Origin of the sequence: Pseudomonas sp. PS02290, assembly GCF_029960075.1 — a bacterium.
GTDB lineage: Bacteria > Pseudomonadota > Gammaproteobacteria > Pseudomonadales > Pseudomonadaceae > Aquipseudomonas.
In genome coordinates, this window is sequence record NZ_JASCOY010000003.1 from 1 (window position 1) to 23431 (window position 23431).

The 23431-nt window shown below is 62.2% G+C and carries 21 protein-coding genes and 1 pseudogene; 7 read left to right on the plus strand and 15 right to left on the minus strand.

From position 1 onward, the window contains the following. Positions 1 to 187: 187 nt before the first annotated feature. The 9 genes from QMX88_RS02475 to QMX88_RS02515 all read right to left on the minus strand — a co-directional run bounded on the left by QMX88_RS02475 (position 188) and on the right by QMX88_RS02515 (position 10504). Positions 188 to 1285 carry a DUF1513 domain-containing protein gene (locus QMX88_RS02475; RefSeq protein WP_282365936.1) on the minus strand — a complete coding sequence of 366 codons (1098 nt, stop codon included), beginning with the start codon at positions 1283 to 1285 and terminating at the stop codon, positions 188 to 190. Between the two features lies 1 nt (position 1286). Continuing rightward, positions 1287 to 2351 (minus strand): imelysin family protein, encoded by a 1065-nt coding sequence (locus QMX88_RS02480; RefSeq protein WP_282365938.1) that lies wholly within the window; start codon positions 2349 to 2351, stop codon positions 1287 to 1289. 27 nt (positions 2352 to 2378) lie between these two features. Next, positions 2379 to 3806 carry a di-heme oxidoreductase family protein gene (locus QMX88_RS02485; protein WP_282365940.1) on the minus strand — a complete coding sequence of 476 codons (1428 nt, stop codon included), beginning with the start codon at positions 3804 to 3806 and terminating at the stop codon, positions 2379 to 2381. Between the two features lie 138 nt (positions 3807 to 3944). Continuing rightward, the gene (locus tag QMX88_RS02490; protein ID WP_065992198.1) at positions 3945 to 4484 is read right to left on the minus strand and encodes an AP2/ERF family transcription factor; all 540 of its coding nucleotides are present in this window, start codon (positions 4482 to 4484) and stop codon (positions 3945 to 3947) included. 256 nt (positions 4485 to 4740) lie between these two features. Further along, complete coding sequence (locus QMX88_RS02495; protein WP_282365947.1) at positions 4741 to 6096, minus strand: imelysin family protein; 1356 nt, start codon at positions 6094 to 6096, stop codon at positions 4741 to 4743. 209 nt (positions 6097 to 6305) lie between these two features. After that, positions 6306 to 8357: a putative bifunctional diguanylate cyclase/phosphodiesterase gene (locus tag QMX88_RS02500; RefSeq protein WP_192171732.1), complete on the minus strand. Its 2052-nt coding sequence runs from the start codon at positions 8355 to 8357 to the stop codon at positions 6306 to 6308. Positions 8358 to 8668: 311 nt separating this feature from the next. After that, positions 8669 to 9265 carry a superoxide dismutase gene (locus QMX88_RS02505; protein WP_065992213.1) on the minus strand — a complete coding sequence of 199 codons (597 nt, stop codon included), beginning with the start codon at positions 9263 to 9265 and terminating at the stop codon, positions 8669 to 8671. A 202-nt stretch (positions 9266 to 9467) separates the two neighbouring features. Continuing rightward, a complete protein-coding gene (locus tag QMX88_RS02510; RefSeq protein WP_282365954.1) occupies positions 9468 to 10070 on the minus strand; it encodes a LysE/ArgO family amino acid transporter in 603 nt (200 codons plus the stop codon). A gap of 35 nt (positions 10071 to 10105) precedes the next feature. After that, positions 10106 to 10504: an ACT domain-containing protein gene (locus QMX88_RS02515; RefSeq protein ID WP_282365956.1), complete on the minus strand. Its 399-nt coding sequence runs from the start codon at positions 10502 to 10504 to the stop codon at positions 10106 to 10108. Positions 10505 to 10613: 109 nt separating this feature from the next. On the opposite strand from QMX88_RS02515, the gene QMX88_RS02520 reads away from it, so the two are divergent. The 3 genes from QMX88_RS02520 (at position 10614) to QMX88_RS02530 (ending at position 13523) form a co-directional block, all read left to right on the plus strand. Beyond that, positions 10614 to 11513, plus strand: a complete 900-nt coding sequence (locus tag QMX88_RS02520) for a LysR family transcriptional regulator ArgP (protein WP_282365958.1) — start codon at positions 10614 to 10616, stop codon at positions 11511 to 11513. 88 nt (positions 11514 to 11601) lie between these two features. After that, on the plus strand, positions 11602 to 12600 hold the full coding sequence (locus QMX88_RS02525) for an NAD-dependent epimerase/dehydratase family protein (protein WP_282365960.1): 999 nt from the start codon (positions 11602 to 11604) through the stop codon (positions 12598 to 12600). Positions 12601 to 12665: 65 nt separating this feature from the next. Continuing rightward, positions 12666 to 13523 (plus strand): ATPase, encoded by an 858-nt coding sequence (locus QMX88_RS02530; RefSeq protein WP_282365962.1) that lies wholly within the window; start codon positions 12666 to 12668, stop codon positions 13521 to 13523. A 305-nt stretch (positions 13524 to 13828) separates the two neighbouring features. Here the strand turns inward: QMX88_RS02530 and QMX88_RS02535 are convergent, their stop codons facing one another. The 3 genes from QMX88_RS02535 to QMX88_RS02545 all read right to left on the minus strand — a co-directional run bounded on the left by QMX88_RS02535 (position 13829) and on the right by QMX88_RS02545 (position 16452). Then, positions 13829 to 14878, minus strand: a complete 1050-nt coding sequence (locus tag QMX88_RS02535) for an alkene reductase (RefSeq protein WP_282365964.1) — start codon at positions 14876 to 14878, stop codon at positions 13829 to 13831. A 61-nt stretch (positions 14879 to 14939) separates the two neighbouring features. Continuing rightward, positions 14940 to 16106, minus strand: a complete 1167-nt coding sequence (locus QMX88_RS02540) for an MFS transporter (RefSeq protein ID WP_282365966.1) — start codon at positions 16104 to 16106, stop codon at positions 14940 to 14942. A gap of 37 nt (positions 16107 to 16143) precedes the next feature. After that, positions 16144 to 16452 carry an ArsR/SmtB family transcription factor gene (locus QMX88_RS02545; RefSeq protein ID WP_282365968.1) on the minus strand — a complete coding sequence of 103 codons (309 nt, stop codon included), beginning with the start codon at positions 16450 to 16452 and terminating at the stop codon, positions 16144 to 16146. Positions 16453 to 16732: 280 nt separating this feature from the next. On the opposite strand from QMX88_RS02545, the gene QMX88_RS02550 reads away from it, so the two are divergent. Continuing rightward, positions 16733 to 17329: an acyl carrier protein phosphodiesterase gene (locus QMX88_RS02550; protein WP_282365970.1), complete on the plus strand. Its 597-nt coding sequence runs from the start codon at positions 16733 to 16735 to the stop codon at positions 17327 to 17329. Here the strand turns inward: QMX88_RS02550 and QMX88_RS02555 are convergent. After that, positions 17290 to 18078, minus strand: a complete 789-nt coding sequence (locus QMX88_RS02555) for a lysophospholipid acyltransferase family protein (RefSeq protein WP_282365971.1) — start codon at positions 18076 to 18078, stop codon at positions 17290 to 17292. The genes QMX88_RS02550 and QMX88_RS02555 overlap by 40 nt on opposite strands. Beyond that, the gene (gene olsB, locus QMX88_RS02560; RefSeq protein ID WP_282365973.1) at positions 18078 to 18833 is read right to left on the minus strand and encodes an L-ornithine N(alpha)-acyltransferase; all 756 of its coding nucleotides are present in this window, start codon (positions 18831 to 18833) and stop codon (positions 18078 to 18080) included. Before olsB ends, QMX88_RS02555 begins: the two co-directional genes overlap by 1 nt. Before the next feature lie 195 nt (positions 18834 to 19028). Here olsB and QMX88_RS02565 point away from each other — a divergent pair, with 195 nt between their 5' ends. The 3 genes and pseudogenes from QMX88_RS02565 (at position 19029) to QMX88_RS02575 (ending at position 21764) form a co-directional block, all read left to right on the plus strand. After that, entirely contained in the window at positions 19029 to 20123 is a 1095-nt protein-coding gene (locus QMX88_RS02565) for a serine hydrolase domain-containing protein (protein WP_282365975.1), read from the plus strand. Continuing rightward, a pseudogene (locus tag QMX88_RS02570) lies at positions 20120 to 20457 on the plus strand (amidase). Before QMX88_RS02565 ends, QMX88_RS02570 begins: the two are co-directional and overlap by 4 nt. A gap of 149 nt (positions 20458 to 20606) precedes the next feature. Next, positions 20607 to 21764 carry a phospholipase D-like domain-containing protein gene (locus QMX88_RS02575; protein ID WP_282365977.1) on the plus strand — a complete coding sequence of 386 codons (1158 nt, stop codon included), beginning with the start codon at positions 20607 to 20609 and terminating at the stop codon, positions 21762 to 21764. A gap of 73 nt (positions 21765 to 21837) precedes the next feature. Here the strand turns inward: QMX88_RS02575 and QMX88_RS02580 are convergent, their stop codons facing one another. Next, on the minus strand, positions 21838 to 23361 hold the full coding sequence (locus QMX88_RS02580) for a fumarate hydratase (protein ID WP_081567934.1): 1524 nt from the start codon (positions 23359 to 23361) through the stop codon (positions 21838 to 21840). Positions 23362 to 23431 lie beyond the last annotated feature (70 nt).

A 23431-nucleotide genomic window follows, 5' to 3' on the forward strand; every position in this document is an offset into this window, starting at 1 on the left:
CTGTAGGAGTGAGCTTGCTCGCGAAGACGGAATTTCAGGCTCTGAAGATTTAGCGGATGTTCCATCGTCTTCGCGAGCAAGCTCGCTCCCACAGTTCACCTGTCGGCAGATACATCTGCGGCGTTGTCATGTTTCGATGAGCGGGCTTGCCAGGGAAGAGGCCCGCGCGGCAGCCGTAGATCCACCATCAAACCAGATGCAGATGGTTATCCCACAACCCCGCCGGCAGCTCCAGGGGCTTGGCGACCAGCGCTGTCTCCCGGCAATCATAGAAACGGCAACGCCCTTGACCCGAGGTCACGACGAAGCCGTCCGCCACCGCGCCCACCCCGGCGCAGTCGGGCAGCGGCGCATCCAGCTTCAGCGAGCCGCTGTCCAGGTCCCAGATGAAGAAGCGATTGCCCCTCGGCGCGGTCAGTGCCACCAGCCGCAGGTCGTTGTGAATGGCGACGCTGGCGGTGTAATGCGCCATCGCCTGCAGTTGTTGCTCGGCCACCGGGAACGCTTGAAACGGCTGGCCCGGCCGCTTGATGGCGAGCAGCTCGGCGGATTCGTGGGAAGGCCCCATGAACTGCTGCCCCGCGACAATGGTGCCGTCGCGGGCGATCGCCATATGCCGCACGCTGTTCATCTGTTGCGACAGCGTCTCTTTGCTCAGCAGCGTGCCGTCGCGCTGCATCAGCACCAGACTGGGCTCCATGGCGTCGAGGTTCATTTCGACGCGGCTCTCGGCCTCGGTGCGAATGCCGCCGTTGGCGACTGCAAGGGTTTCGCCGTCCGGCATCCATGAAACCTGATGGGGCCCGACGCCGTGGGTGGCAATTTCACCGGTGCGTTGCAGCCGCTCATCCACAAATCGATACACGCCCAACAGTCCGCGGCCCGGCTCCGTTGTGTCGTTTTCGGTGGCGTACAGCCATTCGCCGTCCTTGTGAATGACCGCGTGGCCGTAGAAGTGTCGATGGGGTTGCGAGGTGATGGTTTGCAGCAGACGACCGTCGCGCAGGTCGATCAGGTAGCTTTCGGTCCCCGGCCGGCGCGCGACGAACAGCGCGATCGGCAGGTTCGGGTGATTGATGATGTCGTGACAGCGCTGGGCGACAGGCGTGGCAAACACTTGCGTGCCGTCGACGCGATAACCCACCGCGAAGTGCTGGCCGTTGCCGTCGTCTCGGGCGGACAACAGCAGCGGGCTTTCGCCTTTTTTCGCGAAGAGTGTCCAGCCGCCAAAGGTGACGGCGCTGAGCAGCAGGCTGCCCAGACCCAGAGCCTGACGTCGCAACATATCAGTCACCATCATTGGCGTTGAAGCCCAGTTGAATGCCCAACGCCTTGGCCAGTTCGCCTTCGTGCAGGCGATGGACCACGTTGAGGCTGTCGTAGAAAGCGTTGAGCTGCTGGCGGCCTTCTTCGGTGGCCAGCAGATCCCCGAGGGGAGGTTTCAGCGCGGCCAGTTGGCGGTTGCTCTCAGCGTAGGCGGCGTCGATCTTGTCGGCCAAAGGCTTCTGCTCTTTCGGCAACAGCCCGCGCAAACCCTTGTTATCAACACCGGCCCAGACCGTCTGGGCACTCGCCAGACTCGCCTGCAAGCTGCTGAGCGAAGCCTTGCTGCGCCACGCTTCCGCCTGAAACGGCTGCGGCACACCCTTGGTGCCACGGCCCAGCGGCGTGCCGAGCTTTTTCTTCAACGAGTCCAGTGCGGTCACTTGCACGCGCAGCAACTCGGCAATGGCCTCGTGGGAATCGGCGTAGCGCTGGTTGGGAAACTTGCTCAGCTGAGCGAGCATGCCGTCGTTGCTGTTCCAGCTGTTGAGGATGTCTTCTGCCAACGCCTTCTGACGCTCGCCGATGGCCATCAGCAGCGGGCAGTAGCGGGCTTTCTGCTCAGCGTTGGCCATGTCGATGTCGGCGTCGAACAGGATGTATTCATAGGCCGACAGGCCCTGAACCACGACGCTGGATTTCGCCAGGGCGTCAGCACTGATCTGCGGCTGTGCGGTGACCAGTTGCTCCACATGACGGCCGACGAGGTTTTTCTTATCCGGCCAGAACTGAATCTGCCAGGCGCGATTGCCTTCGGCGAGCGGCCCGATGAGCAGCGGTTGCAGCTCGGCCCAGGCTTTTTGCGCGTGCAGGAAGTCGGCGCGGGCGGTGTCCAGATCGGATTTGCCCTGGCAGTAGGACAGCGCACTGATCGCCAGTTGCCGGTCGGCATCGACCCAACGGCTGTAGGTCGGCAGGATGACCTGACTGGCGATGGCGGCAGACGTCACGGCTTGCGGGTCCGACGGCGCGCACGCGCCCAAAGCCAGTGCGGCGAGGCTGGTGAGCAACAACTTGGGGCGGAACATGCCCGACTCCTTATCTTCAGAAATACGTTAGAGAGAATTCAAGAACGCCAGCAGCGCCGCGCGTTGCTCCGCGTCAAAGGCGAGCACCTGACGTTGCGCCGGCAGCGCCTCGCCGCCATGCCAGAGCACGGCTTCCATCAGGTCGCGGGCACGTCCGTCGTGCAGAAACTGGGTGTGGCCACTGACGGTGTGCGTCAGGCCGATGCCCCACAGCGGCGGGGTGCGCCACTGCTGGCCGCTGGCCTGAAATTCGCTGAGATTGTCGGCCAGGCCTTCGCCCATGTCATGCAGCAACAGATCGGTGTAGGGGCGGATGACCTGATTCGCCAGTTCGGGCTCGGCGGCGTCGGCGGAAGTGGTGAATTCAGGCGTGTGGCATTGCTGGCAGCCGGCCTTGAAGAACAGGCTCTTGCCCGCCAGCACCTGCGGGTCGGCCACGTCGCGGCGCGCCGGGACGCCAAGGTTGCGGGTGTAGAAGGTGATCAGCCGCAGGATATTGTCGCTGACTTCCGGCTCGCCGTTCGGGCCGTTGCCGTTGGGCGCGGCGAGGCACGCAGACTGCGACGGCGTGCAGTCGTCGACCGGCATCAAAGTGGACGTCAGGCCCATATCACCCGCCAGCGCGTGGGCATTCTGCTGCTGGATGCTCGGCTGCGAGGCTTTCCAGCCGAAACGGCCGAGGACGGTTTTCTGCTGCGCATCGTCCCAGACCCAGTTGGGTGTGCCGGTGATGCCGTTGCCTTGCTCATCGTTGGGGTTGGCGTTGGCCAGAATCGCCGCCTGCGGAATGGCTTCCAGAAGCCCGAGGCCGATCATTGGCGGAGCAATGCGCGCGGAAGCTCGCGTCTGCGGGTGCATCGGGCCGTAACCGGGTTGGGTGATCTGCAGGGTAGGGCGGCGCAGGTGTACCGGGGTGCCGTCGCGAAAATGCACGGTCATCGAATCGTAATCGACCCGCACCTTGCCCTCAGGCGTGACGCCGGGGATGGCCATGTCCTGGAGTTGCTTGCCGTACACAGGTTCGGGCGTCAGACCCAACTGCTTGATGTGTTCGGCGAACGCCGGATCGTCGGGAATCGACAGGCGCACCAGCATTGACACGGCGTTGTCGGCGCCGGGCTCGGGCGGGTGGCCGCGGCCGTCCTTGATGTGGCAGTTCTGGCAGGCGTTGGTGTTGAACAACGGACCCAGGCCGTCGCGGGCAGTGGTAGTCGACGGGGCAATCACCCAGGGGTTGCGGAAAAAGCTGTTGCCTACGCTGAAGTCCAGCCGCCGGACGGGCGACAGGTTGGCTGAAGGCATGGAAAACGCATTGCGGTCGCTTTTGTTGACGGTGGTGGCGCCGCCGGAGCGCGACTCGCCCGGCTCGGCGGCGGTGAAACGCGGGGCGTCATCGCACCCACTCATGGCAAGCGCCATCAGCAGGAGAAACGAAGGACGGAACCACGCAGTCATACAGGTCCTGCAAAGGCGGGAAATCGGGGCGAGCAAGCTTACCAGCCCCGAGTTTGATGAATAAGAGGGATTAGCGTTTGCAGGCCCTCTCGTAACGTGTTGTTACCAAATCATCCGCGGGTGACGGGCCCGCAAAACTCACGCGCCGGCGATCTCCAGCGCCGGGTTTTCCACCAGCAGTTGCATGAGACGCCGCTCGCCCTCGACCACCTTGAATGACCGGTAATCGCCAATGCCGTCGAGCTGCCGTTCGCGTTCGCGGATCGCCAGCTCCTTGGCCCTCTCGTAGCCGTAATGTTCGACCCTGAATGACTTGGTGACACTGCTGCCGTTGCGCAGCGTGGTCCGCGCCACCCAATAGGCGATGCCGGTGTAACAGCGGTAATGCACCCCCGGATAACCGCTGGTGTTGGTGGCGATGATGCGTTGACGGATGTCGCGGCTGAGCTTGGGCAGGTGGGCCAGCAGCAGCTGGTCACGGCACGCGTCGGCGGCTTGGCGTGCCGGATCTCGGCCGCCGTAGCGGGAGAAGGAAAACAGTCGGTTGAAGGTTCTGCCGTCGCGGTAGATCGTCACCTTCCAGGCACGCGGGCCCTTGACGCCGACCAGCAGGTGAATACCGTAATCGTTGGCTTTGAGCTTACTGACGCGGCGCCTTTTATTGTTTCTCTTGGGCACTTTCTGTCTCCTCCTGGATAGGGTGGGGTCAAGGAAGTGCGCATGATCAGCGGCGGGGGAGGCGTGTTCAATCCGACAAGGAGCGAACAGGAAATGCCCTACAACGCTTACAGACCGGTCCCCAAACAACGCCGTTTTGCTGGGACTTTCAGGCGTCGATTGACGAAAAAAATGCCGGCCCGTGGACGGGTCGGCATTTGTTTGCAGCGGGACCGACTTCAGTCGGGAAGGCGCGGTCCCACCGGTTTGAAGTGGATCAGAACTCGTGGTCGGCGTTGTCCGGGTTCAGGTCAGTGATGCCCAGCTTGCCAGCGGCTTGTTCGATCGCGCCGGTCTGTTTGACCAGCGCGGCAATCGCGTCGCGCACGACCTGGTTGCCCGCTGTATTGCCCGCCGCGATGAGTTGGTCGAAATGCTCGCCCTTGTTGGCGTGGTCGACGATGACCTGCAGCTTCGCCTGGGTCGCATCGAGATCAGCGCGCACGGTCTGGTCGGTGGCGGCGTCGGCGGTGGCGACCAGCGAGGACAGGCTCGCGCCGCTCACTTTGCTGCCGTCGACGCGGGTGTATTCACCCAGGTAGACGTTGCGGATGCCCAAGCCGTTATAGAAATGCGAGTTGTGGGTGTTGTCGCTGAAGCAATCGTGCTCGTCTTCGCTGGAATTGGCCTCCAACGCGACTTTCATGCGCTCGCCCGCCAGTTCACCGAGCGACAGGCTGCCCATGCCGAACAGCATTTTGCGCAGCCTGCTCTCGGCGGACTCAGCTTCCAGCGTGGCGCGGTAGTTGTCGGCGACGCCCGGCTTCCAGTTGTTGACCATTTCTTCGAGGTCGCTGACCAACAGGTCGGTGGCGGCTTTCAGGTAGGCGCGGCGGCGATCATTGTGGCCGCCGGTGCCGCCCTGGCCTTCGATGTAGTCGCTGGCCGGACGCTCGCCGGCGCCCGGGCCGGTGCCGTGCAGGTCCTGGCCCCAGAGCAGGAATTCGATGGCGTGGTAACCGGTCGCCACGTTGGCTTCCGCACCGCCGAGCTCGTTCAGGCTGGCGAGTTTTTCAGGGGTGATTTCTGTGACGTCGACTTTGTCCTCGCCCACTTGCACTGACGTGTTGGCGATGATGTTGGCAGTGGCGCCCGGATTGCCCAACGCGTGCTGGTAATCCTTGGCGACGTAGTCGATCAGGCCTTCGTCCAGCGGCCATGCGTTCACCTGACCTTCCCAGTCGTCGATGATGGTGTTGCCGAAGCGGAACACTTCGCTCTGCATGTACGGCACCCGCGCCGCAACCCAGGCGTCTCGCGCTGCTTTCAGGGTCTGGTCATTGGGTGTGGCGAGGAAAGCGTCGACTGCTGTGCTGAGCTTTTTGGCAGTGGATTCGGCGTCGCTGAAAACGGCGAATACCATATTGGCGTAGTTGGCGACCACTGCCCGGGTGGCCGTTTCGTTGGGCTGGGCAGGCGCGGCGGCGGAGGTCGGCGCTGGAGCCGGCGCGGCGGCTGCGGCCGGTGCAGGGGCAGGCGCTGCGGCGGCGGGCTTGTCCTTGCCTTGATCACAACCGGCCAGAGCAATGGCGACAGCCAGCAGACTTGCGGTTGCCAGGGGCATACGAATCATGACGGAATCCTGCATCGAGAAGAGGTGTGAACGGTGGCGAACGCCAGAAAATGCTGCGACATAATGCGAAAGATTTGCATTCTGTGTAAAGGCCATTTGCCCAAGCCGGCGGAGGGAGATATTTCAAGCTGTTTCAGGGGATGATTCAGGATGTCCGCAGGCGCGGCGGTGTTTCCAAGGATGCGCCTTTGCGTCGAAAGCCCGTTGTGTCAGAGCGCCTCGCTGTGAGTGCGCTGGGCTTGCTTCAGGTAAACCAGCAGCTCCCGCGCCGGCAGCGGCTTGCTGTAGAAATACCCCTGACCTTCGTGGCAGCCCTCGGAAATGATGTACGCCTCTTGCTCGGCGGTCTCCACGCCTTCGGCGATCACCTGCATGCCCAAACTTTTGCCGAGCTGGATGATGGCGCGCACGATCGTCGCGTCGTCATCGTCGTCGAGCAGGTCCTGCACGAAGCTCTTGTCGATCTTGATCTTGTCCAGCGGCAGGCTTTTCAGATAACTCAGCGACGAATAACCGGTGCCGAAGTCATCGATGGCGATTAACGCGCCGGAGCGGCGCAGGCTCAACAAGTGCTGCGCGGCGGTGGTGATGTCTTCCATCAGGCCGGTTTCCGTGACTTCCAGCTCCAGACTGCGGGGCGGCAGGCGGTAGATCTGCAACAGATTGTTCACCACCCGCGGCAATTCGGCGTGGTGCAGCTGCACCGTGGACAGGTTCACCGCCATGCGCAGGTCACTGAAGCCCTGGTCGTGCCATTCGCGCAGCTGTTTGCAGGCCTGATCCAGCACCCACTCGCCGATGGCGATAATGGTGCCGTTCTGCTCGGCCAGCGGGATGAACAGGTCGGGCGGCACGAAGCCGTGTTCGGGGTGAATCCAGCGGATCAACGCCTCGACACCGACGACACTGTGATCGCGATAGCTGATCTGCGGCTGATAGACCAGATGAAACTGCTCGCGGGCCATGGCTTCGCGCAAGTCTTTTTCCAGCTCGCGACGACGGCGCATCTCGCTGTCGACGCTGGCGATATAAAACTGGTAGCGATTGCGCGAGCGGGTCTTGGCCAGCGTCATGGTCTGTTCGGCTTTCTGCAGCAGCTTCTCGGTGCTGTCGCCATCTTCGGGGAACAGCGTGATGCCGATGGTGGCGCGCAGACGAATCTCTTGCTGATCGACGGCGAAGGGCGCTTCCAGGTCGTCGAGAATGTTCTGCGCCAGCTCGGCGGCCTCGTAAGGCTGTTCGATATCGGCCTGAACCAGCGCGAACTGGTCGCCGCCCAGCCGGGCAAGGGCGCCGAGGCGACCGCTGTGACTGCGCAGGCGATCGGCCAGCGCCAGCAGCAACTGATCGCCGGCCTGATAACTGAATTGTTCGTTGATGCCTTTGAAGTCATCCAGACCCACGCACAACACCGCGACACGGTGCTGCACTTTTCCGGAGTCGACGAGGATTTTGTCCAGTTGCTTCTGCAGCTGCAGCCGATTCGGCAGACCGGTGAGGAAGTCGTATTGGGCCATCCGCAACAGGCTGGATTCAGCTTCGTGGCGCAGGGTGGTGTTGCGCTCGATGGACGCCAGCAGTTGGTTGGCGGTATTGACCCAGACCCCCAGCTCGTTTTTTTCGTGGCCTTTGAGCAAGGGCAATTGGTGTTCGCTGGGGCGGTCGGGGTTGATGCTGGTCAGGTGCTCGATGATTCTCGACAGCGGTTTGGTCAACAGCCAGTGATAAACCAAGTACAGAACCAGACCCATCGCCAGCGCGCGCAACACGCCGGAGATGAAGATGATCATCGAGTTGGTAAGAAATGTTTCGCCGTAGGTGGCGGTGTCCAGGGTGATGCGCAGGTCGCCGTAATATTCGCTGTACGGGCTGCGGCCGACCAGTTGCGTGGTGAAGCTCCGTTCCTGGCCAAGGATCAGATCGGTCAGCCAGCGGGTGTGGGTGGCTTCGAGGTCTCGGGATTTTTCGGCGAGCACCGTCTCATTGGGATGACCGATGGACGCCTGGCGCACGGCTTTGTCCTGAAACAGCCCTTCGATGACCTGCATGCCCATTTCCCGGTCCAGGCTATAGACGGCCTGGGTCGACGGGTCGCGGAACATGTCGAGGATACGCGCTGCGTCCGTGGCAACGGCCTGGCGGGTTTTGTATGCGTCGTAGACGATCTGTGCGCAACTGAGCACGACCCCCACGATCAGCGCTGAAAGCAGCACAACGCGGAGCAGCTTCACCGACAAGCTGTCTTTGAGTTCCAGCTTCAAATGGCCATTCCTTTATCCATGCTGATAGCGGGCTGCCTGCATGCAAGCACTGGCAATGCAGGCATTCGGATCAGACGCTTCTGGCGTGCGCGTGACCCCATCAATCGGGAAAACAGTTAATAGGCAGACCACTCAGGCTATCCGTACTGTGTCGGTCGTACGCGGGGAAAACTTGAGCCCAGCCGTTTGAATCAGCACGAAATTTGATATTAGTCCGCTATCGCTTCCAGACAATACATAAACGACAAACAGAAGGCGAAAAAAAACCCGGACGTGCCGGGCTTTTTTTCATTCGAGCATTCAAGCATTCATCAGGCGGTGAAGCTTTTGCCTTCGAACTGCTCGGCAACGAACTTCCAGTTGACCAGGTTCCAGAACGCCTCGACGTACTTAGGACGCAGGTTACGGTAGTCGATGTAGTAAGCGTGTTCCCAGACATCGCAGGTCAGCAACGGGGTGTCGCCGCTGGTGATCGGATTGCCGGCGCCGATGGTGCTGGCCAGTGCCAGGGAACCGTCAGCTTTCTTCACCAGCCAGCCCCAGCCGGAGCCGAAAGTGCCGATGGAGGTCTTGCTGAATTCTTCCTTGAACTTGTCGAAGGAGCCGAAAGCAGCGTTGATCGCGTCAGCCAGAGCGCCAGTCGGTTGGCCGCCGGCGTTTGGCGCCAGGCAGTTCCAGTAGAACGTGTGGTTCCAGACTTGAGCGGCGTTGTTGAAGATACCGCCCGAAGAGGTCTTGACGATTTCTTCCAGAGTCTTGCCTTCGAACTCGGTGCCTGGCACCAGGTTGTTCAGGTTCACGACATAGGTGTTGTGGTGCTTGTCGTGGTGGTATTCCAGAGTTTCCTTGGAGATGTGCGGTGCCAGAGCATCATGTGCGTACGGCAGCGGAGGCAATTCAAAAGCCATGGTAATTCTCCTAATCAGGTCAGTTGCGGTTTGCGCAAGGCCGATCACGGGCGGCCAGACAGAACTTACGCTGGCGAGTTTGTACTCTTTGCAGCGCAGGGGCTGGATCATAGCACCGGCCCCTGACCTTAACCACGCAACAACTGTGTGGGATAGAGGTTCCAGAGCGTTGCGCTGAAATGCGCGTCGGCGAGACGAATATTCACGCCGTTCTGATCAATTGCACCGCTACGCTGAACATCATCACCGCCACCATCAGGTCCAGCAGGCGCCAGGTCGTTGGGCGTGCCAGCCACGGGGCCAGCCAGGCGGCGCCGATCGCCAGCGTCGAAAACCACAACACCGAAGCGCTGGCGGCCCCGGCCACGTAGGCGCCGGGCACCGCTTGCTGCGCGCCGAGCGAGCCGATCAGCAACACGGTATCGAGGTAAACGTGCGGGTTCAGCAAGGTCACTGCCAAGGCGGTCAGCAATACCGCGCGGCGTGAACGCTGACTGTCGGCATCGCCCTGAGCGAGGCTTTGCGGCGACAACGCGCGACGCAGTGCCATGGCGCCGTACCACAGCAGAAACACCACACCGCCCCAGCGCGCTACCGCCAGAAGCGTGGGGTTGTGGGCCAGCACATTGGCCAGCCCAAACACGCCGGCGGCCACCAATACCGCATCGCACACGATGCACAGCAGGGCCACGGAAAGGTGGTGTTCGCGACGCAAACTTTGCGCCAGCACGTAGGCGTTCTGGGTGCCGATGGCCATGATCAGCCCGAGGGAAACCAGCAGGCCGTTGAGGTAGCTTTGCCACATGATGTCGGGCCTCGATCAGTTCAGGATTGCCGGGATCAGGCGTTCGTCGCCAGGGCGCGCAAGGTCGTCATGGCCTGCTGCGCGTCGTCTTTGCCCACGAACAGATGGTCGTGGTAAAAGCCGGCGACCACGTTGCAGCTGATGCCCGCCTGGCCCAGTGCGCTGGCGAACGCTGCCGTTAGCCCGACCGCTGCGAGTGAGGAATGAACGGTCAGGGTGATCCAGGCCATGACGTGATCGCAGTCCAGGCCCAGTTGCTGTGCCTGGCTGCGTTCGAGGATGACGGTCAGGCCTTCGCGCTCGCGGAAGCTGCCGATGACTTCGATGCCCTCCACGCGACGGCTGTCCGCCACGGTACAGAACACGTAGTCACCCTCGTTGAGTTCAGGGTTCATGCTGCGCAGCAATGCGCCAAGAGAGGTTTCGCCAGTCATTGATGTTCCGCCGTTACTTGAGGGTGTGCCGTGAATCAGAGGTGGCGATTGTCGGTCGACAGCGGGTATAAGAAAAACCAATAAAGCTCATCACTCATTAGAGAAACTGATGTTCGATTACAAATTGCTTTCAGCGCTGGCGGCGGTGATCGAGCAGGCCGGCTTCGAGCGCGCCGCTCAGGTGCTCGGCCTTTCGCAGTCTGCGGTGTCCCAGCGCATCAAGCTGCTGGAAGCGCGGGTCGGCCAGCCGGTGCTGGTCCGGGCGACGCCGCCCACGCCGACAGAAATCGGTCGGCGGCTGCTCAACCATGTCCAGCAGGTGCGCTTGCTGGAGCGGGATCTGCAAAGCGTGGTACCGGCCCTGGACGAGGGCGGCATGCCAGAACGTCTGCGCATCGCGCTGAACGCCGACAGCCTGGCGACTTGGTGGGCGCTTGCGGTCGGGGACTTCTGTGCCGAGCATCGATTGCTCACCGATCTGGTGGTCGAGGACCAGGACGTCGGCCTCAAACGCATGCGCGCCGGTGAAGTGGCTGCGTGTCTATGCGGCAGCGAACGGCCAGTGGCGGGGGCGCGGAGTTTATTGCTCGGCGCCATGCGTTATCGGGCGTTGGCCAGTCCTGACTTCATTGGCCGGCATTTCCCACAGGGCGTGACGCCTCAGGCGGTCGCCCGGTCGCCCGCGCTGGTGTTCGGCCCGGATGATTTCCTGCAGCATCGCTACCTCGCTTCACTGGGTGTCGAAGGCGGTTTCGAGCATCATTTGTGTCCGTCGTCCGAAGGTTTCACGCGCATGGTCGAAGCCGGAATGGGCTGGGGACTGGTGCCGGAGTTGCAGGTCCGTGGACAATTGGCGAGTGGTTTGTTGGTCGAGTTGCTGCCCGATCACTGCATTGATGTGCCCTTGTACTGGCATCATTGGCGCAACGGCGGCCGGTTGCTGACGGAGCTGACGGACCATCTGGCGAAAAAAGCAGGGCAGTGGCTGGTGCCGTTGGACGCGCAGTGAACGTCAACAGGCGACGCAGCAGAGTGTGGGATTGTTCGCAGAACAGCCGCGGCGATCACAGGCAAAAGAAGATTAAACGGAGCAGGCAATGAAAATTCTGGTCACCGGCGCAGGCGGCTTCATCGGCGGACGCTTTGCGCGTTTCGCGCTGGAGCAAGGCTTGAGCGTCCGGGTCAGCGGCCGTCGTGCTGAGGGTGTCGAGCATCTGGTACGGCGCGGCGCCGAGTTCATTCAGGGCGATCTTTCCGATCCGGAACTGGTTCACGCACTGTGTGACGACGTCGAAGCCGTAGTCCATTGCGCGGGCGCGGTCGGCACATGGGGGCGACGTCAGGACTTTCACCAAGGCAATGTTCAGGTCACCGAGAATGTCGTCGAAGCATGCCTGAAACAACGGGTCAGGCGACTGGTGCACCTGTCGTCGCCGTCGATCTATTTTGATGGCCGATCGCACCTCGATATCCGCGAGGAGCAAGTGCCCAAGCGCTTCGGCAATCACTATGCGGCGACCAAATACATGGCCGAACAAAAGGTGTTTGGTGCCGAAGAGTTTGGTCTGGAAGTCATCGCCTTGCGCCCACGCTTCGTCACCGGCGCGGGTGACACCAGCATTTTCCCGCGATTGCTGGAGATGCAGCGCAAGAATCGCCTGTCGATCATTGGCAACGGCTTGAACAAGGTTGATTTCACCAGCGTTCAGAACCTCAATGAGGCGCTGCTGAGCAGTCTGCTGGCCGCCGGCGCTGCGCTGGGCAAGGCCTACAACATCAGCAATGGCGCGCCGGTGCCGCTCTGGGACGTGGTCAATTACGTCATGCGCCAGATGGAATTGCCGCCGGTAAGGCGTTATCGGTCTTACGGCCTGGCCTACACCGCCGCAGCCATGAATGAGGCGGCGTGCCTGATCTGGCCGGGTCAACCTGAACCGACGCTGTCGCGCATCGGGATGCAGGTGATGAGCCGGGATTTCACGCTTGATATCAGTCGCGCCAGGCATTATCTGGATTACCAGCCTGACGTGAGCGTGTGGACCGCCCTCGACGAGTTCTGCGGCTGGTGGAAAGCCCAGCACGGCGGCCCGTTGTAAAAGGCGTCAACATCCGCGGTTATACTGCGAGCCATTCAGATTCAGCGGTTTTCAAAGGTAAACCCATGCGCAAAGATCCCTATGACGATGTCGATGACGTCCCGAGCCTCAGCGCCAAAGATGATGACGATGATTTTCTGCCACCGCCGGGTGCCCGCGAGCGCACCACGGTGTATTCCCGCGACACGCCGGTGGTGAAGGTGAAGGCCCCCGGTACCGGTGCGTTGTGGGCGCTGATCTGTGTGTTGTTTATCGCGTTTTGTGGCCTGGGCTGGTGGAGTTTCCAGCAGGTGTCGTTGATGGAGCAGCAGCTGGTCGCGACCCAGGAAAGTTTCGCGCGCATCAGTGAAGAGGCGGCGGGGCGCTTGCAGGATATTTCCGGCAAGGTGGTCGCTACTGAGTCGATGGCGAGCAGCAGTGAAGCGTTGAAAGCGCAGATCAAGCAGTTGCAGGATCAGTTGGCCGATCAGAGCAGGCAGCAGCAGGGTGTGGCGGGTTTGCAGGGCGGGCTGGACAAGCGGCTGGAGCAGATCAGCACGCAGAGTACGCAGCAGCAGGCGGTGAATCAGCAGTTGCAGGATCAGTTGAAAGCCGTGGCGACAGAATTGGCGGCGTTGAAGGCGGCGGTGCCGGATGGCAAGTCGATTCAGGCTGAGCAGGAGCGGCTGGAATCGCAGTTGAAGGGTTTGACTGCGGATGTGGCGAACCTGAAGAAGGCGAACGGCAGTCAGGCGATCGAGCAGCTTGAGCAGGATATGGTGGTGGTGAAGAGTGAGTTGGAGAATCGTCCGGCGGCGGCTGCTTCGTCGGGGGCGAGTCTGCAGGAGTTCGATGCGTTCCGTGGGCAGATGACGCGGACGATCAATACGTTGCAGAGCCAGATTCAGACGTTGTCGCAGCAGATTAATGCGCGGGGGCAATAGTTCGGGTAGTTCGGGAAGACGGCGCGCGCTCGCCGCATCCATGCGGCTCGGCCCACTCCGCGAAACCTGCGTTCAGCCTGCACCCACGTCGCGATGTGTGGTGACTGGGCTTGCTGCGTAGGAAGATCAAGAGCAGATCAAAAGCAGATCGAGAGCTTCCCGGCTGAAGCCGGTCCTACGGGTGCGCACGGTGCTTTTGTAGGACCGGCTTTAGCCGGGAAGAGGCCAGTGAGCGCGCCATCAGTTTTGATCGTTCCCACGCTCCGCGTGGGAACGCAGCCCTCGACGCTCCGCGTCCTTCCTGCTTACAGCGTCGGGTAGTCCAGATAGCCTTCGGCGCCTTTGCCGTAGAAGGTTTCAGGATGCGGCTCGTTGAGCGGGGCATCCTTGGCCAGACGCGCTGGCAGGTCAGGGTTGGCAATGAACGGCACGCCAAACGCCACGGCATCCGCCTTGCCGGTCGCCAGCCACTCGTTGGCGCTTTCTTTGGTGAATTTCTCGTTGGCGATGAACACCCCACCGAAGGCTTCTTTCAGGCGTGGGCCCAGGCTGTCGTCGAGTTCCCGTTCGCGGGCGCAGATGAAAGCGATGCCGCGTTTGCCCAGTTCGCTGGCGACGTAGGTGAAGGTCTCGGCCAGGTTGGCGTCGCCCATGTCATGGGCATCAGCGCGGGGTGCAAGGTGCACGCCGACGCGGCCAGCGCCCCAGACTTCAACGGCGGCGTCGGTCACTTCCAGCAACAGACGCGCGCGGTTTTCCAGCGAGCCGCCGTAGGCATCGGTGCGTGTGTTGGTGCTGGTTTGCAGGAACTGGTCGAGCAGGTAACCGTTGGCGCCGTGGATCTCGACGCCGTCAAAGCCGGCCGCCTTGGCGTTTTCGGCACCGACGCGGTAGGCGTCGACGATCTCTTCGATTTCCGCCAGTTCCAGTGCACGCGGGGTGACGAAGTCAGACAGCGGACGCACCAGGCTCACGTGGCCTTTTGGCTGGATGGCGCTCGGCGCAACCGGGGTTTCGCCGTTGAGGTAAGTCGGGTGCGAAACGCGACCCACGTGCCACAGTTGCAGCACGATCTTGCCGCCCGCCGCGTGCACGGCTTTGGTGATGTTGGCCCAGCCGCGCACCTGGTCGTTGGACCAGATGCCCGGGGTGTCAGGGTAGCCCACGCCCATCGGCATCACCGACGTGGCTTCGCTGATGATCAGGCCGGCCGAGGCGCGCTGTACGTAATACTCGGCCATCATCGCGTTGGGCACGCGGCCTTCGTCGGCGCGGCAGCGGGTCAGCGGCGCCATGACGATGCGGTTGGCCAGTTCCAGGTCGCCCATCTTGATCGGGTCAAAAATCGTGGTCATCGTGAAATCCTTTGTGCAGTCGGTAAAGGGTGGATCCGCAGGTTTCAAAAAATGAGGGTAATCAGCTCGTCACGGCAGCCAGTTCGGCATCGTTGCGCTGACGGAAATTGATCAACGTGACCACTAGGGCAAGGACCGCCAGAGCGCCGGCTGCCAGCGGCACGGTGGTCAGGCCGAAACCATGGGCGATGACGCTGCCGCCAACCCAGGCGCCCAGCGCATTGCCGACGTTGAAGGCGCCGATGTTCAGGGTGGACACCAGATTGGGCGCGGCCTTGCCGAAGGTCACCACATTGATCTGCAGGGCAGGCACGGCGGCGAATGCGGCGGTGGCCCAGAGAAACAGGGTGATCTCGGCCGGGATCAGCGCCGTACTGGTCCAGCTCAGCACCGTGGAGATCACCGCCATGGCGATGAACACGCCGATGAGCGTAGCGGCCAGTCGGCGGTCGGCGAGTTTGCCGCCAATGATGTTGCCCAGCGTCAGACCAAGCCCGATAAGCATCAGCGTCCAGGTCACGCCCAACGGTGAGACGCCGGTGACTTCGCCCAACAGCGGCGCGACGTAGGTGAACAGCGCGAACACCGAGGCTGCGAACAGCGCGGTCATGCTCAGCGACAGCCAGATGCCTACGCCTTTGAGCGCCGCGAGTTCAGCGCGCATGTCGAGTTTCTCTTCGTCGCGTTTGCTTGGCAGGAAGCGAATCAGGCCGATGAAGGCGATGACGCCAATCACCGTCACCGCGAAGAAGGTCGAGCGCCAGCCGGCCTGTTGTCCCAACGCGGTGCCCAGCGGCACGCCGAGGACGTTGGCCAGGGTCAGGCCGGTAAACATCAGCGCGACGGCCGAGGCGCGGCGGTTGGCCGGGACCAGCCCCGCAGCAACGACAGAACCGATGCCGAAGAACGCGCCGTGGCAGAGCGCGGTGACCACGCGGGCGAACATCAGGATGTTGTAGTCCGCCGCCAGTGCGCAGAGCAGGTTGCCGACAATGAAGATGCCCATCAGCGTGACCAGCGCACCCTTACGCGGCAGCTTTGCGGTGGCCATGGCCATGAACGGCGCGCCGATCGCGACGCCCAGGGCGTAGCCGGTGACCAGCCAGCCGGCGCCGGGAATGCTGACGCCCAGGTCGCTGGCGACGTCGGGGAGCAGGCCCATGATGACGAACTCGGTCGTCCCGATGGCAAAGGCGCTCAGGGCCAGAATGAGTAATGAAAGGGGCACGTTGCGTCTCCTGAAAAGCGGGTGTGTGGCGAAGGGCTCAGAGCCGCTGCGTCAGTTGCTGCAAGAACGCCTGAATGACGTCTTCGTTGCGCTTGAAAAAATGCCACTGGCCGTGCTTCTGATTGGTGATCAATCCGGCCCGTTGCAGCGTTGACAGATGGGCCGAAACGGTCGACTGGGACAGACCGGCGCGCTGGTCGATCTGGCCGGCACAGGCACCGCCATCAATCGTGTGACGCTGATCGGGGAAGGTCGCAACCGGGTCTTTGAGCCAGTCCAGAATTTGCCGGCGAACCGGATGAGCCAGGGCTTTAATGATTTCGTCGATGTCGATGTCAGTGGGCATGTCGTTCTCAGTGCAGGTGCGCTGTATCGCGATGGGGCGAACCTTATATCTATAAATCGCGATATACAAATATGAATCGGTGCTTAGCCCAGGCTCAATCGTTATATCGGGTTATAACGATATGGTTTTGGCCCGGTGGTTTGGTAGAGCGTTCGAAGGCGATCCCGCTTTACAGGCGCGGGGAATGTGGCGACTGTACCCACGTCATTGCGAATTGCCCCCCGCACATTCAGCGGAGACAGGCGCAAAAAGAAGGCCCGCGGCAATAAAGGCAAGCACCATGAATTACCTCGCACACCTGCACCTCGGCGGTCAGGCCCCGGCGCAATTGCTGGGCAGCCTGTATGGCGACTTCGTCAAAGGGCTGCTGCCCGGACGTTTCCCGGCGGACATCGAAAGCGCGATTCGTCTGCATCGGCGCATCGATGCGTTCACCGATTCGCATCCGCTGATCAAACAAGCGCTGGGGCGTTTTCCCGACGGCCGTCGGCGCTATGCCGGCATCGCACTGGATGTGTTTTTCGACCACTGCCTGGCGCGGGATTGGCATCAGTATTCAAACGAGCCGCTGGACGCCTTCACCCGCAAGGTCTACCGCGTGCTGGCCGATGAGCCTGCGTTGCCGGAGCGGCTGGCGCTGATTGCCCCGCGCATGGCAGCGCAGGACTGGTTGGGTTCGTACCGGGAATTTTCGGTGGTGGGCGATGCGCTGGCCGGCATCTCGCGACGCCTGTCTCGGCCGGAAGGGTTGGCCGGCGTCTATCAGGAACTGCACGCGCTGTATCGACCGCTGAGTGACGACTTCAGCGCGTTTTACCCTGAGCTTCAGGCGTTTGCTCAAGCGGCTTTGGCGGCGGACCGTACCATCGCCGGTTGAACCGCCTCGCCGAACAACGCGATCTGCACCGCCTGCTGCGCTTCGAACGCCAGCGCTGCGCGTTCTTTCCCTTGGGAAGCGATCGGCGAGAGCAGCTGGATGTGCACCTCACTCACCTCATTGGCAAACAGTCGACGCAGATGCGAGAGCAGGTCGTCGTCGCCAATGAACGGCGCGATCTGATCCGGCTGGCCGTCCCGCACATATTGAATGGCAACAGGCTGCACCGGCACGCCGGTTTCAATCGCGCTCGACAGCAGGCGGCCGTGGAAGGTGCGCAAGCTGCGGCCGTCGGTGGTGGTGCCCTCGGGGAAGATCACCAGCGAATGCTTGCCGAGCAAATGCTGGCCCATCTGCTTCTGAATCACCTTGCTGTCGCCAGAGCCCCGGCGGATGAACAGTGTCCCGGCTTTCAACGCCAGCCAGCCTGCGACTGGCCAAGTGCGCACTTCGGCTTTGGACAGGAAGGACAGCGGCGCCAGCATCCCCAGCAGTGGAATGTCGGTCCATGACACGTGATTGCTCACCCACAACATCGGCTCGCTGGGCAGCTTGCCGCTGACTTTCACGCGAAACGGCAGCGCAGCACTCAGGCGCGCCATGAACCAGGCGGTCCAGCGCTGGCGACGGGCCATGGAATTGCCGATGCGCAGGCGTTCCATCAAGGTAAAAGTGCCGGCGATGCTCAGGCCCAGCGCAATGACCCAAAGCACCCGCACCACGCGCGCATGACTGCGCCAGGTGCTCATCACACCGCTGCCTTGAAGTGGCGGGCGTAGCGGGGGCACAAGTCGTCACGTTTGAGCAGGATGAACACGTCGGCAACCTGGAAATCTTCGTCCCAGCACGGTTCGCCGCAGATCTTCGCGCCCAGGCGCATGTAGGCCTTGAGCAGCGGTGGCATCTCGCAGATCACGTTGTTGGGCAGGTCCAGCGTTGGCAGGGGATTCTTCGGTTCGGCGCGCAGGTGCTCGGTGCACAGATAGCGTTCGCGCAGGCGCTGCATGATCGCGTGGGCCTGAATGCCGCCGTCCTGCATCGGAATGCTGGCGCAGCCCATCAGGTAGCTGTAGCCGCCTTCGTTGAGGATCTCGGCCAATTCGCTCCACAACACGGCAATGGTGCCGCCGTTGCGGTAGGAAGGATCGACACAGGTGCGACCCAATTCCAGGATCGGGCCCTGCAAATGGCGCAGGCCATGGAGGCTGAATTCTTCTTCGCTGTAGAACTGGCCCAGGGTATTTGCGGCTTTGTGGTCCAGCAAACGGGTGGTGGCGACCAGGCGGCCGCTGCTCAGGTCTCGCACGCCGATGTGCATGCAGTGTACGTCGTAGTCATCGACGTCCAGGCCCAGCTCGGCGCCCTTGAGCTTGGCGTTGAACTCGCCACTGAACACACTGAAGCGCAAAGCCTGTGCTTCCTGCAGGGCCTTCTCACCGACCAGGCGTTCTGCCTGCAGGCGACGTTCGGTTCGGGTGTCTCGAATGCTGGCGATCTGAGTCATGCGGCGTCTCCGTAATCCCGCCTTCGTCCAGGCGGGTCGACTGATTGTTCGAGCATTGCTGTACGAATTCAGGCTAGGGAGAGGCCGTGTCACCACCATTAAGCTTTGGTGATGGTTGCGTGACAGGGGTTTGAGTTCCCTGTGCTGTCATTTTTGCCTGCTAGGGTTGCCTGCATCCGAGCCCGAGTCCCCTTCATGACCCGTCTGCTGTTCACCCTCGCGCTGTTCCTCATCAGCTGTTCGGCCGCTGCCGAAACCTGGCCCGCGCCGGAGTGGTCCGAGCGCCCGCTCAGTGAAAGCGCTGCCGTAGCTGCCCTCGACGCCTACGCCTTCCCGCCCCGCGACGAGGTCGAACGCAAAGATGTGCGCACGGACGCGCTGCTGATCATTCACAATGGCGAAGTGGTGTACGAACGTTATGGCGGCGTCACCCGAACCAACACCCCGCACCTGACCTGGTCCATCAGCAAAAGCATTTTGGCCAGCGTGCTGGGCGTCGCTTTTGCTGAAGGCCGCTTCAAACTTGAGGACCCCGTCGCCAGGTTCTACCCGCCATTCAGCGTGCATCCCGACATCAAGCTTCAGGACCTGCTGCACTGGGCCTCAGGGCTGAACTGGCAGGAGGACTACGAATACGCGCCGCTCAACTCGTCAGTCGTCGCGATGCTTTACACCCGGGGACGCGGCGACATGGCGCGGTACACCGCCGAGCACGGCGTCGCCAGTGCGCCGGGCACTTCATACCGGTATTCCAGCGGCGACAGCACGGTCCTCGCCGCTGCACTGAAAGGCATGGTCGGTGACAGCGCTTACGGCGATTACCCGTGGACTGCGTTGTTCGAGCCGCTGGGCATCTCCAGCGCCACGTGGGAGCGCGACGCCGCCGGTACTTTTGTCGGGTCGTCCTACGCGTACATGACGGCCCGCGACTTGGCGCGCATCGGCCTGCTGATGGAACGCGGCGGGCGCTGGCAAGACCGCCAGTTGCTGCCCAGGGCCTGGGTTGATTTCAACCTGACGCCGTTCAAATCCCTGACCCCGACCCCGCCCGATGAAGCCCCCGGCGGTCACTGGTGGCTGAACAAAACCGCCGATGGCAAGCCTGAACCGTGGCCAGACGCACCGGCGGACACCTTTGCCGCACTTGGCCATTGGGGGCAAGCGCTGTACGTAATCCCCAGCGAGAAGCTGGTGATCGTTCGTTACGCCGACGATCGCGACGGCAGCTACGACCACAATCAGTTGCTCAAGCTGGCGCTGAGCGCTGTGGCCGGGGAGGGTGGCAAATGATCGCTCGCAACGCATTCATCCGACGCCGCCCGTTCAGCAGTCTCGCCCTACTGGTGCTGCTGATCATCGCCGGCCTGATCTGGAACTGGCGGGTTGAGCTGCAGGTATTTCCCAGCATCATCAGCGCCTATACCGCCAAGGAATATTGCTCGTGCCGCTTCGTCATGAACAACCCGGCGGAGTATTGCCACCGCTACGTCAAACAGTGGCTGCCCAGCACGATCACGAGGATGCCCTGAACAAGCGCATCACCGCGACAGGGCTGGACCGCGATAGCGAAGCGCGCTGGGAGGGCCAGCGTCAGGGCTGCCGGCTGTCATCGCCGGTGCCGTAGAACGTTGAAGTTTGCCTGCGGTCAGACAGGCGGATAGGGTTGCGTATCGCACCCTCTGGAGTCTGCATGTCCATTCGCATTCCATCCTCGCTTGCCCGCCCGGCAAGCGCTGCTCAAACCTGCCTGCTGACCACCACAGCGAGCCGCCCATGAGGGGCGCGATTTTTCCGTGGCGCGAAGAAAACCAGTTCAACCTGCTGATCGACGGCCCTGAGTTTTTTCCGCGCATGATCGCCGCGATCGAAGGCGCGCAGCAGCAGATCGAGCTCGAACTGTATCTGGTCGAAGCCGGCGCCTGTGCCGAAGCGATCGTGCAGGCGCTGGTGGGTGCGGCGAGTCGCGGGGTCATCGTGCGCTGCCTGTTCGATGATTTCGGCTCAGCGGCTTTCACGATCAGCTTGCGCAAGCGCCTGACCGATTCGGGCGTGATCCTGCGTTTCTATAACCGGGTGCATTGGCGACGCGGCCTGCGCAACCTTTACCGCGACCACCGCAAACTGCTGTTGGTGGACAAAGAGCTGGCGGTGGTGGGCGGGACGGGGGTCACCGATGAATTCTGGCGCCCGGACCTGAACAGCAGCGAGTGGCATGAGGTGATGGTCGAGATTCGCGGCCCGCTGGTGATTGACTGGCAAGCGCTGTTCGACCGCCAGTTCCACGCCAACCCTCGGCGGCGGGCGTGGCGGCCAGCGGAAAACTTTGGTCTGCCGCGCTTGCCCAAGGCGCCCGTCGGTGGGCATGGGCTGGGGCGCGTGGCGTATGCCGATTCCCGTCAGCATCGGGATATCGTGCAGTCCCTGGTGCGCGCGCTGAACACCAGCAAGACGCGCATCTGGCTGGCGACGCCGTATTTTCTGCCGACCTGGAAAGTCCGCCGCGCGTTGCGTCGTGCGGCCTCTCGGGGCGTCGACGTGCGCTTGTTGCTGACCGGGCCGCGCACCGATCACCCCTCGGTTCGTTACGCCGGCCACCGTTATTACCCGCGCCTGCTCAAGGCCGGGGTGAAAATTTTCGAATACCAGCCATGCTTCCTGCACCTGAAGATGGTGCTGATCGACGACTGGGTCAGCGTAGGCTCCTGCAACTTCGATCACTGGAACCTGCGCTTCAACCTGGAAGCCAACCTCGAAGCGATCGACCCCGCGCTGACTCACGCCGTGGCCACGAGCTTTACCAAGGATTTCGCCGTGAGCAGCGAAATCACCCTGGACGGCTGGAAATCCAGACCGCTGTGGCGACGGGTTCAGGAGCGTGTCTGGGGATGGCTGGATCGGTTGGTGGTGAATGTGCTGGATCGGCGGGGGTAAACGCCCCCAACCCATCGCCCACAAAAAAGCCCGACTCACAGGTCGGGCTTTTTCGTTGTAGCGATCGAAATGCTTACTGCACCTCTACCGCCAGGCTCTCACTGATCTTCTTCTGCCAGATGGCGGGACCCGTGATGTGAACCGACTCGCCCTTGCTGTCGACAGCAACCGTCACCGGCATGTCCTTGACCTCGAACTCGTAGATCGCTTCCATGCCCAGTTCCGGGAAGGCCAGCACTTGCGACTTCTTGATCGCCTGAGCGACCAGATACGCGGCGCCGCCAACGGCCATCAGGTAAACCGCTTTATTGTCCTTGATCGCTTCGATGGCGGTCGGGCCGCGCTCGGATTTGCCGATCATGCCCAACAGGCCGGTCTGCTCAAGGATCTGGCGGGTGAACTTGTCCATCCGCGTCGCCGTGGTCGGACCGGCAGGGCCCACCACTTCGTCACCCACTGGATCGACCGGGCCGACGTAATAGATGAAGCGACCCTTCAGGTCCACCGGCAGGGTTTCGCCCTTGTTCAGCATCTCGACCATGCGCTTGTGCGCCGCGTCTCGGCCGGTGAGCATTTTGCCGTTGAGCAGGACCGTTTCGCCCGGCTTCCAGCTCTGCACGTCTTCCGGTGTCAGCGTGTCGAGGTTGACGCGGCGGGCCGACGGGCCGGCTTCCCAGACGATCTCCGGGTAAGCGTCCAGCGGCGGCGCTTCCAGCGAAGCCGGACCGGAGCCGTCGAGCACAAAGTGGGCATGACGGGTGGCGGCGCAGTTGGGGATCATGCACACCGGCAGGGACGCGGCGTGGGTCGGGTAATCCATGATCTTGACGTCGAGCACGGTGGTCAGACCGCCGAGGCCCTGGGCGCCGATGCCCAGTTGGTTGACCTTCTCGAACAGCTCCAGACGCATTTCTTCCAGACGGTTCGACGGGCCGCGTGCCTTGAGCTCGTGGATGTCGATGGATTCCATCAGGACTTCCTTGGCCATCACCGCAGCTTTCTCGGCCGTACCGCCAATGCCGATGCCGAGCATGCCCGGCGGGCACCAGCCAGCGCCCATGGTCGGCACGGTTTTCAGCACCCAGTCGACGATGGAGTCGGACGGGTTGAGCATCGCCATCTTCGATTTGTTTTCCGAACCGCCGCCCTTGGCCGCCACGTCCACTTCCACGGTGTTACCCGGGACGATGGAATAGTGGATGACCGCAGGTGTGTTGTCCTTGGTGTTCTTGCGGGCGCCGGCCGGATCGGCGAGGATCGAGGCGCGCAGGACGTTTTCCGGCAGGTTGTAGGCGCGACGCACACCTTCGTTGATCATGTCGTCGAGGCCCATGGTGGCGCCATCCCAGCGCACGTCCATGCCGACACGGACGAACACGGTGACGATGCCGGTGTCCTGGCAGATCGGCCGATGACCGGTGGCGCACATGCGCGAATTGATCAGAATCTGGGCCATGGAATCCCGTGCGGCAGGGGATTCCTCACGCAAGTAGGCCTCGTGCATGGCCTGGATGAAGTCAACGGGGTGGTAATAAGAAATGAACTGCAAGGCGTCAGCGACACTCTGGATCAGGTCGTCTTGCTTGATCACGGTCATTGGGCGCGCTCCTCTGATTTGGCGGGAACATTCTAATTGCGGGTGGCGACGGGACCGCTTGGGCCGGACG